We start from the raw sequence: 13,158 nt of genomic DNA on the forward strand, positions 1-13,158 counted from the left end.
GATGGACCAGAGGACACCGGCGGGCCCCGACGAGCCGGGGCAGCTCTCCGACGAGGAGATGATGAGGCTGGTCGACGAGATGCTGGAGAGCATCCCGCCCGAGGAGGCCGAGGCCTACCTCGCGGCCGTCGCCGACGGCGGGGAGGCCCCTCGGCCCGCGCCCGTCGACCTGACTCCCGCGCAGGCGCACGACCTCCTGCTCTTCCTCCACCGCGGCGGCGGCTGAGCAGCGGGCGCGGCGAGCGGCTAGACGTAGGGGTCGAAGGGGATGCCTGCGGGCTTCGCCTCGGCCAGGTGCGACTGGAAGGAGCCGTCCTTCAGGCCGAAGTGCGCGCTGCCGAAGTCGGCCTGGCTGAGCTTGTCACGCAGGGCAGCCGGGTAGCCGGACCAGCCGACGAGCGCGGGGAACTGCCAGGTCCGCTTGTGGTTCTCCGGCGGTTCGTCGTTGGTGTTGGCGGCCCGGAAGCAGTGGGTGCCCCAGCCGTCCTTGTGGTACACGACCTTGGGGTGGCTGCCGTCCCAGCGGATCCGGTCGCGGGAGTGGATCACGAAGTCGCCGTGGGCGGACGTGGCGACGTACTGGGCCTCGTTGTCCCGGATCCACACCACGACGTGTTCCCAGTCGTGGCGGTGGCCGCCGAGGCTGATGCCGGGTATGGCCTGGTCCTTCTCGAAGTAGAGCGCGTAGACCACGGCGCACCATCCGTTGTTGCAGGTGGCTCGGGAGTAGCTGTTGGTGTTGTCGAGGTCGGTGGCGTCCCGGCAGTTGCCGTCGAGGGCTCCGGTGGGCTTGAGGCCGCTGTTGAGGACGCCGTTCGACCCTATGGCGGGGGTCGGGTAGCAGCCGTCGGTGTCGTAGTCGAAGGCGGGCTGGAAGGCCAGCTCCATCGGCTCGGCGTTGGCGGGGAGCGCCGGCGGGGGCGCGGCGAACGCGGTCTGTGGCACGCCGATGACCAGGGCGAGGGCGGCGCCCAGGGTGACGGCTGTTCTGCGGAGGTGACGGTTCGCGCGCACGGCGGGCCTCCCGGCCTATGGGGGGGGTGGTGGCGTGGCAAATGCAGGGCGCCGGTCACCGCCCCGGCGGAACACGCCCGGAGCATCATTGGCGAACGGGATCGGCAGGGCAAGGGCCGTGCGCAACAAATACCGGGAATGCAGAGCGAGTTGGGAGCTTCGTACGCTGATGCGGAGAGTGCACCGGCAGGCGGATGAGGCGGGCCGGCAGGGGCGGGTTGACCTTGCCCCTGGGGAAGACGGGAGCGTTGCCGGCATGGAGGAAGACGCACTGCTCGGGATCGGAGTGTTCGCCCGCCGGGCCCGTCTGTCGCAGAAGGCCCTGCGGCTGTACGGCCGCCAGGGTCTGCTGCCGCCGGACCACGTCGATCCGGTCACCGGCTACCGGTACTACCGGGAGAGCCGGCTGGGCGACGCCCGGCTGATCGTGCGGCTGCGCGGGCTGGACATGCCGCTGGCGCAGGTCGCCGCCGTTCTGGCGGCCGCGCCGGCGGAGGCCGCCCGGCTGGTGGCCGCGTACTGGGACGAGGTCGAGCGCCGCGTCGCGGCCCAGCGGGAGCTGGCCGCACACCTCCGTATCCACCTGCTCGGAGACGAAGGGATGACGGACGACATGTACGAGATCGGGACGCGCGAGGTGGCGCAGCAGCTGGTGCTCGTCGAACAGCGGCACATCACACCGGAGGAGCTCCCCCGCTGGATTCCGGCGGCCCTGGGCCGGCTGGCCCCGGTGGCCGAGGCGCACGGAGGCGTCTTCGGCCCCCCGTTCGTCGTCTACCACGGGGAGGTGAACGAGGACGGCGACGGCCCGGTGGAGCTGTGCGTGCCCGTGGATCCGGCCCGTGAGGGCGGGCTGCCCGCGGCCCACCGGATCGAGCCGGCGCGGGTGGAGGCGTACACGCGCATCACGAAGGCGCAGACGGCCTACCCGCAGATCCTGTCCGCGTACGACGCGGTGTACGCGTGGGCGGCCGCCCGCGGCCGGGCCCCGGCGGGCTCGCCTCGTGAGGTCTACTTCGCGGACTGGGCGGCGATCGGCGCGGCCGATCCCGCCTGCGACATCGCCCTTCCCCTCGCGGAGTGAGCGGCCGCCGGCCCGCGGCGCCGACCCGGTCCGCTGCCGCTTCCTGCCCGCCCTGCGGGCTGCGCCCGCCCACCCGGCGGACCTCGCCCTGAGGCGATCGGCGTCCCCCGTACCCGACTGCCGGACCACCTGGCCTGCCTGCGCGACCGCGGCCCGGCCGCCGTGGCACCGGACGGCCGGTGGACCGGGTGGTCAGCCGGGGAAGGAGAAGTAGAGGACGTCGCTGTAGAAGGAGTCGAAGTGCTCCTCCCAGTCCGTGCGGATCGAGGCCAGCCATGCGTCGTCGCGGCCGGCGATCGCCTCCTCCGCCCGGGCCACGGCGGCGGGGATGTCGTCGGCGACAAGGCGTCGGACTCCCGCCTCGGGGTCGTCGTCCGTGAGGGAGACCATCTCGCCGGTCTCCAGGACGAAATACCGCGCCCGCTGCTTCTCCAGGTGGGCCGTGGTCTGCTCGACGCACCGGGCGAAGCCGGCGTCGTCCTCCAGGCCGCGGCCGACCGCGCGCAGGAGGTCGCCGAGCAGGGCGGCGCCACCGGCGTAGTCCGCCGCGATGCCTATGCGGGGGTTCCAGATCATGGACGGGACGATGGCCGTCCCGCGCCCGACCAGGAGCTGGTGGGCGAGCGGAATCGACCAGTTGTGTTGCGAGACGCAGCGGATCGCCTGGGCGTTCTCCTGCTCGGTGGGCAGGGTGTCGGCGGCGTAGAGGTATGAGCGGTTGGCCATGTGGGCGACCGTAACAGCGGGGTCCGACAGTGCCGGCCGGAGAAGGGGGCGCCCTGGGCGGAGCTGCGGGCTGACGTACTGCCGGCCCGCCGCCCCGCTCGCTGTGTGGGCGGCGGTCCTGGCCGCCCTGGCGATCTGACCCCGCAGCGAGGACGGCACGGCCTGATGCTTCGGGGGCGGGGGCGGGGGCGGGGCCGAGACCGGGGCAGGGGCGGGCGCGGCCGGCTCAGCCGGTGGTGAGCAGGGCCGCGACCTCGGCCGGGGTGAGCGCGGCGCCCTCCGCCGCCTCCTTCCCGTAGCGGTCCGGGCCGAGCAGGGCGCGGGCCTCGTCCGGGATCGCCGCGACGGCGGCCTGCTCCAGCACGGAGCGCGGGTGCCCCGCGCGCCACGCCGTGGCCGCGCCGAGGACCCGCACGGCCTCCCCGGTGCGTCCCGCCCGCGACAGCAGCGCTGCCGCGGTGTCGGCGAGCGAGGCCAGGACGCGCTCCGCGCAGTGCGCGGCGACGGCGCCGGCCAGCGCCGGCCCGATGGCGGCGAGGCCCGCCTCCGGGCCGGCTTCACGCCCCCGCAGCACGGCGTCGATGTTGTCGAGGCCGGCGATGAGCTGGGCAGGAGCCGCAAACCGGGCGGCATCCGCGCGGGCCCGCCCGTGCACGGCTCGGGCCGCCGCGAGGTCTCCGCGGATGAGGGCGACGAGGCTCGACAGCAGTCCGGCGTAGGCGCGGACGTCGTACACGCCGCCGTACCGGTCGACCTCGCGGGCCGACTCGGCCAGGAGCCGCTCCGCGCCGGCGAAATCCCCTGCGCAGAGTGCGGCTTCGGCGATGCGGGCCGTGATGAACGGCGTCTCCGTGTGGGCCCCCACCTCGCGGGCGAGGCGCAGGCATTCGTCGAACTCGCCGCGCGCCGCACCGTACCGGCCCCGGGAGAGCGCCGCCTCGCCGGCGGCGGCCGCCACCTGGGCGCGGGTCCACCGGTCGCCCACCCGTTCGGCGAGGTCGTGGAGTTCGGCGAGGTCGGCGTCGACGGCGGGCAGGCCGCCGGTGACGTCGAGGGCGAGGTGGGTGCGCAGCAGGAGGGTGACGCCCAGCTCCCAGGCCCCGCCGTGGCGGCGGCAGTTCTCGACCGCCGTGTCGAGGGCTCCGCGGACGTCGAGGACGTCTCCGGCGAGGAGGAGGGTCATGGGCCAGAGCATCCCGGGGAAGCGGGCCGTCTCGGGCCCGGGCCTCGCGAACACCTTCCGCATGCGCTCGGCGAGCGCGGCGTTGGCGGGGGTGCGGAACTCCTCGGGCGTCTCGCCCTGGGCGCGCAGGAAGACGTCGAGCATGCGGACGCGCATCAGGCGCCAGTAGGCGGGGGTGCCCTCGGGCGGCTCGGCGGACCGGTTCCGCAGGATGCGGCCCACCCAGTCGGCGCCCTCGGCGCGGTAGTTGCGCAGCCACCAGAACCAGCCGAGTGCGACGGCGAAACGCTCCCCGGCTTCGGCCGATCCGGCCCCGGTGGTGTGCCGCAGGGCCGCCCGGAGGTTGTCCAGCTCGGTCTCGACGCGCCGGATCCACGGCAGCTGGGCGGAGCCGCGCAGCAGCGGCTCGGCCTCCTCGGCGAGGGCCAGGAAGTACGCGGCGTGCCGGTCGGCGGCCGCGAGGCGGTCGGCGTCGTCCGCGGCGGCGCGTTCGGCGGCGTACTCGTGGATCGTCTCCAGCATCCGGTAGCGCATGCCGCGGCTGTCGGGGTCGGGGGTGGCCACGACGAGGGACTTGTCGACGAGCGAGCCGAGGAGGCCGGCGGTGTCCGGGCCGCTGCCTTCACCGCAGACGGCCTCGGCAGCCGCCAGGTCGCAGCCGCCGGCGAAGACGGAGAGCCTGCGCAGGACGGTCCGCTCCGCCTCGTCGAGGAGGTCCCACGACCAGTCGACGACGGCGCGCAGGGTCTGCTGGCGCGGCAGGACCGTACGGGCTCCGCCGGTCAGGAGCCGGAAGCGGTCGTCGAGGCGGTCGGCGATCTGGCGCGGGGTGAGCAGCCTCAGCCGGGCGGCGGCCAGTTCGATGGCCAGCGGAAGGCCGTCGAGGCGGGTGCACGTCTCGGCGACGGCATCAGGGTCGTCGTCCGGGGTGAAGCCGGGCAGGGCCGCGGCGGCGCGGTCGGCGAAGAGGCGGTGCGCGGGCCCCGGCGGGAGCGGCCCGACGGGGCGGAGTGTCTCGCCGGGCACGCCGAGGGGTTCGCGGCTCGTCGCGAGGATCCGGACGCCGGGGCAGTGGGTGAGGAGGAGTTCGGCAAGTTCGGCGGCGGCGCCGACGACGTGCTCGCAGTTGTCGAGGATGATCAGCAGGCGGCGGTCGGCGCACAGTTCGACGAGCCGCGCGGCGGGGTCGGCCGCGGGTGCCTCGCGGGCCACGAGGGTGTCCTCGCGCAGGCCGAGGGCGCTGAGGACGGCGCCGGGAACGGCGCCGGGCTGGTCGAGGCGGGCGAGTTCGACCAGCCACACCGGGTCCGGGTGGGCGGCGGCGCCTTCCTCGGCGAGCCGGGTCTTGCCGGAGCCGCCCGGCCCCGTGAGGGTGACGAGGCGCAGGCCGGCGAGGTCGTCCCGGAGGGCGGCCAGTTCCTGTTCGCGTCCGACGAAGGAGTTCAGGCGCGGCCGCAGGTTGCCGCCCGCGGGCCCGGGGCGCTCGCCCGCGGGCGCGGCGGCGGGGTTCAGCAGTTCGGCGTGCAGGGCGACGAGTTCGGGGCCCGGGTCGGCGCCGAGGGCGTCTGCGAGGGTGCGGCGGGTGCGCTCGTACGCGGCGAGGGCCTCGGCGGGCCGGCCGGCCGCCCGCAGGGCCCGCAGCTGCTGGGCGCGCAGCGTCTCGTCGTACGGGTTCTCCCGGATCAGCGCCTCGATCTGGGCCGACAGCCCCGCCGGGTCCGCGGCGCCGGAGCGCAGGTCGGCCTCGATGCGGTCGCGCAGGGCGGTGGTGCGCCGTGCTTCGAGGGGGGCGGCGTGCCGGCTGCGGGCGGGTTCGGGGAGGTCGGCGAGGGCCGGGCCGCGCCACAGGTCGAGGGCGGAGCGCAGGCGGGCGGCGGCGCCGGCGGGATCGGCGGGGGCCGCGGTCAGCCGGGCGCGGCCTTCGCGGGCGAGGCGGGTGAAGCGGTGCAGGTCGACGTCGTCGCGGTCGGCGACGGCGAGGCGGTAGCCGCCGGCAGGGTCGGCGAGGACGGTGTCCCGTCCGCCGAGCGCCCGGCGCAGGCGGGCGACGAGCGCCTGGAGGGCGGCCGGGGCGTCCCGGGGAGGCCGGTCGCCCCAGACGTCGTCGACGAGGTCGGTGACGGAGGCGGCGGCCGGGCCGCCGGCGCGCAGGGCGAGGGCGGCCAGGAGCGCGCGCAGGCGCGCCCCGCCTATCGGAAGGGGGGAGCCGGCCGCGCTGCGCGCTTCGGTGACGCCGAGGATGAGGTAACGCACCGGGCCCATTGTGCCGGACCCCCGGCGGGCCGCCGCGGCGCCCCGGCCCGGGTGCGCGGCCCCCCGCCATCGGGCCGTGCACGGGGTGTCGGCCAGGCCCGCGGAGTCCGGCGCCGTGCCGCGCACGGGCGTACGCCGGCGGGTCCGGCAGCGGCGGGTCGCGACACCGGGGGCGCCGGCCCGAGTCCCCGTCAGAAGCCGCAGACGGCGCGGGCGTCCGGGAAGAGGGTGGGGTGGCGGCGCCGGTACTCGACCAGGCACTGGGCGACCGCGGCGCCCTCCCCCACGGCGGCGCCGACCCGCTTGACCGATCCGGCGCGCACGTCGCCGACGGCGAACACGCCGGGGACGCTGGTCTCCATCGGCAGCGCGTCCCCGCCGGCCGCTCCGCTTCCGGTGAGGACGTAGCCGCGGTCGTCGAGGGCGAGCGCCCCGCCGAGCCAGTCGGTCGAGGGGTGGCCGCCGATCAGGACGTACAGGCAGTGTGCGGTGACGGTCTGCTCCCTGCCGTCGCGCTCGCGCAGGCGGAGGCCGGTGAGGGTGGTCTCGCCGAGGCATTCCGCGACCTCGGTGCCGAGGAGGACGCGCAGGCCGGGGGTGCGCCCGATGCGCCGGACCAGGTAGTCGGACATGGAGGCGCCGAGGTCGGTGCCCCGTACGAGGAGGGTGACGGTGCGGGCGTAGCGGGCGAAGTAGAGGGCGGCCTGGCCGGCGGAGTTGCCGGCGCCGACCATGTAGACGTCCTCGCCGGCGGCCGAGGGCGCGTCGGAGAGGCACGAGCCGTAGTAGACGCCGGAGTTGAGCAGGCGGTCGACGCCGGGGGCCGTCAGGCGGTTCCAGTCCACGCCGGTGGCGACGACCACCGCGGCGGCGGTCACGGAGGCAGTCTCGTCGGTGCCCGCCTTGACGAAGTCGATCCGGTGGCGGCCGTCCTCCGCGGGCGAGACCCGGCTGGCGACGCGCGTGGGCTGCCATTCGACGCGGGCGCGGCGGGCCTGCTGCAGGGCGCGCTGGGCGAGGTCGCCGCCGGTGAGGCCGGTCGGGAAGCCGAGGTAGTTCTCGATCCGCGAGGTCGTCCCCGCCTGCCCGCCGGGCGCGTCGTCCTCGATGACGACGACGCTCATGCCCTCGGCGGCCGCGTACACCGCCGCGGACAGGCCTCCGGGACCGCCGCCGATCACGGCGACGTCGTAGTGGTCCTGCCCGGCGGGGCGGATCAGGCCGAGCCGTTCGGCGAGTTCGCTGATCGACGGGTCCGCCATCTCGGTGCCGTCGCCGAGGCGGACGGTCACCGGCGCGTCCCGCGCCTCCTGCTCGGGCAGCCAGCGGAAGATGACGCCGCTGCGGCCGAGGAAGTCGCGCACCGCGTAGGCGGCGGGCGAGAAGCGGCTTCCGCGCACCTCGGCGGTGGGCAGTTCGCCGCGGGCGTCGGCGTTCCAGGTGCACAGGGAGTCGTCGAGCGCGCCGCGCAGGTCCTCGGTGCGGCTCCCGGGGGCCGGGGTGATGTCCGCGGCGGCGGGGGCGGCGTCGCGGTGGCGGGCCAGCGGCAGCCAGCGGACTCCGGGATGCCGGGCGTCACCGGGGGCCGGGGCCTCGTCGGCGAGGACGGCCGCGACGGGTACCCGGCGGTCCGCCAGCGAGTCCAGCGCCCGGACCACCTCTGCCGGCCCGCCGACCTGGAGCACCCGGAAGGAGGTCCGGTACCAGCTCTGCACCAGCTCGGCCGTGTCGTGGCGGCGGAGCGGGTCGGGGTCGGAGAGGACAATCACCGGCAGTGCGGCATCGGCCATCAAGGGATCCTCCAAGGGGAGCGGGGTGGGATGATCGGCTTCCGCTGGGGGTCAACGAGCGGGCGGGCGATACGAAGCGGCCTCGGTCCGGCCGGAGCGCGGCGGGGCGGGGCGGGTGCGGGGCCGTCGGGACGTCGGGCCTTCGCCCCCGCCACGCCCCGCCCCGCGCTGGACCGGTCGGGATCGCTGGACCGGTCGGGATCAGAGGCGGCCGAAGAAGTGGTTGCCGCGGGCGGTGTGGTCCTCGCTGGTGTAGTACTCCTTCATCGCGCGGCTGATCTCGTCACGGCTCAACTGGCCGTCGCCGTCGGAGTCGAGCCCGTTGAACGCCTCCTCGAAGGTCTCGCGGGGCAGGCGGAACATGCCGTGGAGGAGGTCGGTGTACTCCTCGCGGCTGAGCATGCCGTCGCCGTCGCGGTCGCCGAGCTCGGTCCAGGCGTTGCTCATGCTCCTGATGCGGTCCCAGATCCGGTTCTGGTCGGTGACGATGCGCGCCCGGAACGCCGCCCGGAACTCCAGGCGGTCGACGCCGCCGTCGCCGTCGCGGTCCATCTTCTGGAAGACGGCGTCCCAGAGGTCCTCCAGCGAGCCGCGGAGTCCGGCGACGGCGTCGGGGGCGACGCCGAGCGACTCGGCGAGCTTGTCCGAGAGGCCGGTCACGTCCGACTTGCGGAGCCGTCCGTCGCGGTCCGCGTCGAAGACGTCGAAGGACCGGTCGAGCTTCATGTCCAGCACGCTCACAGCAGGCATCCCCTTCACTCGGTTCGGTCCGCCGAATCTAGTCCGGTGAAGGGGGAAGCCATGACCGTGATCACCCGTTTGGAGCGCAGCACACCCGTACGGGCGACGTTCTCCCGTTCAAACCCGTACGTCCGCGACGGGCACGCGCTCGGGCCGTCAGTGCTCGCAGAGGGAGAATTCCCGTTCGTAGACCTGCTCGTTGTGCTCGGCGACGAAGAACTTGCGTTCCTGCATGAGTTCCTCGCGGTACTGCTTCGCCTGCTCCAGCGTCATGGTCGCGGTGCCGGCCCACGGCTGCTGCGGGGGCACGTCGGAGGTCGAGACGATCGTCTCCGACGGGTCGACGAGGAAGAACGCAAGGATCTTGCGGTGCCCGGGGCGGGCGGGGTCCGCGAGCCGGAACGCGTCGACGCGGTGCTGCAGGACGTTCGGGAACGCCAGGCAGCGGCCCGCCGGGGTCGGCACCGATCCCAGCACCTGGTTCAGCGCGTCCTCGTCCTCCAGGCCGTAGACCTCGCGCACCCCGTTGCCGTCGTTCTGCTCGTAGTACGGGTCGTCGAGTGCCGCGCGGAAGCCCAGGCGGCTTTCGGTGATGTTCTCGCTGTCCCAGTAGTAGATGCCGGTCGAGACGATCCGCTCGTTCAGCATCCCCTCGACGTGCCAGGAGCCGCCCGGGTACTCGGGCTGCTCCGGGGTGAGGTGGACCGTGGCGAGCTTGACGATGACCTGGAGCCGGCGGCCGCGCAGGTCGACCCGGGAGGAGGCGCCGGGCAGCTCGGGCGGGGTGAACTCCGGGGCGTCCGGGACGACCGGCCTGCGGTTCTGCCACCAGTCGTCCTGGGCCTTCCCCCACGCGTGGAGTGCCGCCTGGTAGGCCTGGTCGTCGTCGAACGCAGCCCTGTCCGGGCGTTCCGGTTCCGAGTCGTACCAGTCGTAGGGGTCCGCCTCGATCCGCAGGGGCCGCGGGTGCCGCAGATCGGTGAGGACGTTCTCCAGCAGCGGGAGCATACGGGCGAACAGGTCGGGCAGGACGGCGGCGAGTTCCCGGTGCTCCTCGGGGTGCACGTTGTTGACGTACGAGCGGAACACGACCTGGCCGTCGTCGCTGACGTCGACGTCGCTCGGCAGCCACTGGAACTTCTCGGAGAACTCGTGCTTCGAGTAGGAGGCCGTCGGGTTCCGCCAGGCCCGCTCGGGCCCGCCGCTGACCTCCCGCACCAGGCAGAACAGGGAGGGGTGCACCAGGTCGAGCACCTGGCCGCCGGATCCGGGATGCCAGTCCTTCTGCTCCTCGGGGACCTCCTCCAGCACCCGCACCGCCTCGCGCAGCCGGGAGCGGAGCCCGTCGTCGACCAGGGTGTCGGACTGCCACACCCCGTCGACGGCGGACACCTCGATGCCGGTGCCGGCGTCCCGAAGCCGGGCGTAGTGCGCGAGTTCGGCGAGGACGTACGCCACCTGCGCCTCGGTGAGTCCCTGGGCGACGGCTTCCCGCGTCCACCGGGCGACGACCTCCGGGTCGTCCTTCTTGTCGAACCACCCCTGCTTGGCCCGGATATGGGCGCTGCACTGCATCATCTCAACCTCCCGCAGGGTGCGGGGGGTCGCGAACAGTGCGGAGCGCACGGACTCAAAGGGCAGGGGGAAAGCAGACTTGCCGGTCAATTGCCTCGGCCTTTCGGACGGATGTGCGACGACGGGCACCATAGCCGAGCCGACCGACACCCCGCCCGCGCGCCCGCCGGCTCCGCGACTTGCCCGTGTGCGGAGCCGGCGTACGGACCCGGGTGTCAGCGGGCGGTGCCCCGGGGGTGGACTTCCATCGGCACGTGATCCGGGTGGGCCATCGCGGACGCCGCTTCCCGCGGGCTGTGCCCGGGGCACGGGCGGAGCTGCCACCGGGACAGGACCGTCGCCAGGACGATCGTCGCCTCCGTCCAGGCGAACGCGTCGCCGATGCAACGGCGGTTGCCCGACCCGAACGGCACGAACGCCTCGCGGGGTATGTCCCCCCGGCGCTCGGGCAGCCACCGGTCCGGGTCGAAGCGGTCCGGGTCCGCGTACAGTGCCGGGTCGCGGTGCAGGGCGTAGAGGCTGAAGGCGACCTCCGTGCCCGCGGGGAGGCGGAACCCGCCCAGTTCCACCTCCTCGGTGGTGCGGCGCATGAGCAGCGTCACGCCGTGGAGGCGGATCACCTCGTCCAGCACACGCCGGATCCCGACCAGCCGGGGCACGTCCGCGATCGTCGCCGGACGGCCTTCCAGGACCTCGTCGACCTCCGCCACGAGCTGCTTCTCGACCTCCGGGTGGCGGGCGATCTCGTGGAACGCCCAGGACAGGGTGGAGGCCGTGGTCTCGGTGCCCGCGAAGAGGATCGTGACGAGCTCGTCGCGGACCTCCTCGTCGGTGAGCGCCTCCCCCGTGTCGGCGTCCCGCGCGTCGAGCAGGACCGACAGCAGGTCGCCTCCGCCCTGGTGCCCCTCGCCCGACCGGCGGGTGCCGGCGATCACGTCGTCGATCACCTGGCGCATGCTGCGGGCCGCGGCGTCGAAGGCGCGGTTCGGCGGGATCGGGAGGTGGTCGAGCGCCTTGGGCGAGGCCGCCCGGAGCAGCATGTTCTTCAGGATCACGGGCAGGTCCCGGCGCACCGCCTCGACCGCGGGCCGCCCGATGTCCGTGGAGAACATCGTCGCGGCCAGGATCTCCACGGCCAGCTCGCCCATGACCTGTTCGACCGCGATCGTCTGCCCGGGCGTCCAGGAGTCGGCGAGGGCGCGGGCCCGGCTGCTCATCGTCTCGGCGTAGCCGGCGATGCACGTCTGGTGGAACATCGGTTGGATGAGCCTGCGGTGCCGGCGGTGGACGTCGCCTCCCGCCGTGGCCAGGCCGTTGCCGACCAGCGGGCGCACGCGGTCGTACAGGCGGCCCTTCTCGAAGGCCCGCGCCTGGCCGACGGTGACGTCGCGGACGAGGGCCGCGCTGGTGACGACGTACATGGGCATGCTGCCCAGGTCCACGCGGACCAGGTCGCCGACGTCCCGGAGCGACCGCAGGAACGCGAGGGGGTCGCGTCCCAGCTTCAGGGCGTGGCCGAGCAGGGGCACCCGCCCGGGCGCGGGCGGGATCGATTCCAGCCCTTGGGGCACGGTGAATCCTTTCATCAGGGGGTGGGCGCGAGCAGGGCGGGCATCGGCATCCGGGCGCTCGGCACGCGCCGCTGCGGATCCGGGAGGAGGTTCCACCACCAGGAGACGGCGGGGATCTCCAACGGCTCGCCGTCGTCGACGACGGGTGTCTGGCGGAAGCTGGTGGGGAGGCTGGCCGGGTCTTCGGGGGTGGTGTAGCGGTGCGACGACACGCCCCAGTCCTGCGAACCCCGGATGAAGCTGCCGAGCCCCTGGAAATACGTGCGCAGCTGCGGGCTCGCCTGGTCGGCGAGGCTCTCCTGCAGGCGCATGAAGAGGCACATCACGCGGTCGCGCTGCTCGATGGCCGTGGCCAGCGCCTGATCGGGCGTCAGGCCGCGTTCCTCCTGGAGCACTCGGATGGCGTTGAGGTAGTAGCCGTCGCCCCGGCTCTCCTTGTGGTGGGAGAAGAGGTCGTTGTCCCAGGTGATGACGAAGGAGGCCATTTCGGTGGCCGCCCGGACGTACGGCTGGTCGCGCTCGTGCATCGGCAGCTCGTACCCGTGCCCCATCTCCAGGAGCGGGTACACCACGGTCGTCGCGCCGTCGTAGAGGCGCATCAGCGTGTAGTCGGCCAGGGACGGCACCGTCCCCTCGCGGCGGTGGGATGCCTCCCACACCACGGAGAAGAAGTACTCGCGCAGGGCGTTGCACCAGGCCGCGGCCTGGCCGGCCGTGCCGTGGCGGGAGACCCGGCGTGTCAGGTCGCGCAGCCCGTCGGCGAGGGAGTCGTCGAGGAGCATGGGCGCTTCCGGGTTCTGCGCCACGCGCAGCAGGCGGTGCAGCACACCCGCCAGGTCTCCCGGTCTTCGCCCGAGCGCGCCCTCCTCGCAGAAGCCGTCGTCGACGGCGAAGAGCCACAGGACGAAGTCGGAGAGGAGGGCCACCACCGGCTCCTGCCCTGCGGGCAGGATGCGGGCGGCGAACGTGCCGATGCTGTGGCGCAGGAGGCGCGTGCGCAGCTCGTCGGACCCCACCTGGAAGGCCTCCGCCCACGCCGCGGTGTGCGCTTCGACAGCCTGGTACCGCGGGTGGATGGCCGGCGGGATGGGCGTGTAGATGGGCGGGACTATGAGTCCCGGCTCATTCTTCACTCGTAATCGCCTTTCAGCCGTCGTGCGACGCAACTACCGGCCTGCGCGCAGCTGGCGTCGGTGAGGCTCCCAGCTAAGCCTGGCGCCA

The 13,158-nt window shown here is 74.2% G+C and carries 10 protein-coding genes; 2 read left to right on the top strand and 8 right to left on the bottom strand.

The features are described 5' to 3' along the window. The first annotated feature begins 1 nt into the window (after window position 1). Window positions 2–226, top strand: a complete 225-nt coding sequence (locus C0216_RS15985) for a hypothetical protein (RefSeq protein WP_114055936.1) — start codon at window positions 2–4, stop codon at window positions 224–226. Between the two features lie 20 nt (window positions 227–246). Here C0216_RS15985 and C0216_RS15990 read toward each other — a convergent pair whose 3' ends face one another. After that, window positions 247–1,014 carry an NPP1 family protein gene (locus C0216_RS15990; protein ID WP_114055937.1) on the bottom strand — a complete coding sequence of 256 codons (768 nt, stop codon included), beginning with the start codon at window positions 1,012–1,014 and terminating at the stop codon, window positions 247–249. A 256-nt stretch (window positions 1,015–1,270) separates the two neighbouring features. On the opposite strand from C0216_RS15990, the gene C0216_RS15995 reads away from it, so the two are divergent. Next, entirely contained in the window at window positions 1,271–2,098 is an 828-nt protein-coding gene (locus tag C0216_RS15995) for a MerR family transcriptional regulator (protein WP_114055938.1), read from the top strand. Window positions 2,099–2,290: 192 nt separating this feature from the next. On the opposite strand, the gene C0216_RS16005 is transcribed toward C0216_RS15995, so the two are convergent. The 7 genes from C0216_RS16005 to C0216_RS16035 all read right to left on the bottom strand — a co-directional run bounded on the left by C0216_RS16005 (window position 2,291) and on the right by C0216_RS16035 (window position 13,070). Further along, window positions 2,291–2,824, bottom strand: coding sequence for a hypothetical protein (locus tag C0216_RS16005; protein WP_114055939.1), 534 nt, complete (start codon window positions 2,822–2,824; stop codon window positions 2,291–2,293). 226 nt (window positions 2,825–3,050) lie between these two features. After that, window positions 3,051–6,260, bottom strand: coding sequence for an ATP-binding protein (locus C0216_RS16010; protein WP_114058701.1), 3,210 nt, complete (start codon window positions 6,258–6,260; stop codon window positions 3,051–3,053). A 191-nt stretch (window positions 6,261–6,451) separates the two neighbouring features. Then, window positions 6,452–8,050, bottom strand: coding sequence for an NAD(P)/FAD-dependent oxidoreductase (locus tag C0216_RS16015; protein WP_114055940.1), 1,599 nt, complete (start codon window positions 8,048–8,050; stop codon window positions 6,452–6,454). Window positions 8,051–8,251: 201 nt separating this feature from the next. Beyond that, window positions 8,252–8,791 (bottom strand): EF-hand domain-containing protein, encoded by a 540-nt coding sequence (locus C0216_RS35020; RefSeq protein ID WP_162793230.1) that lies wholly within the window; start codon window positions 8,789–8,791, stop codon window positions 8,252–8,254. Between the two features lie 156 nt (window positions 8,792–8,947). After that, window positions 8,948–10,498, bottom strand: a complete 1,551-nt coding sequence (locus C0216_RS16025) for a DUF4246 domain-containing protein (protein ID WP_342777109.1) — start codon at window positions 10,496–10,498, stop codon at window positions 8,948–8,950. 83 nt (window positions 10,499–10,581) lie between these two features. Beyond that, window positions 10,582–11,937, bottom strand: a complete 1,356-nt coding sequence (locus C0216_RS16030) for a cytochrome P450 (RefSeq protein WP_246042568.1) — start codon at window positions 11,935–11,937, stop codon at window positions 10,582–10,584. 14 nt (window positions 11,938–11,951) lie between these two features. After that, window positions 11,952–13,070, bottom strand: coding sequence for a selina-4(15),7(11)-diene synthase (locus C0216_RS16035; protein ID WP_114055944.1), 1,119 nt, complete (start codon window positions 13,068–13,070; stop codon window positions 11,952–11,954). Window positions 13,071–13,158: the final 88 nt, after the last annotated feature.

Source organism: Streptomyces globosus, from assembly GCF_003325375.1.
In the GTDB taxonomy this organism is placed as follows: domain Bacteria; phylum Actinomycetota; class Actinomycetes; order Streptomycetales; family Streptomycetaceae; genus Streptomyces; species Streptomyces globosus_A.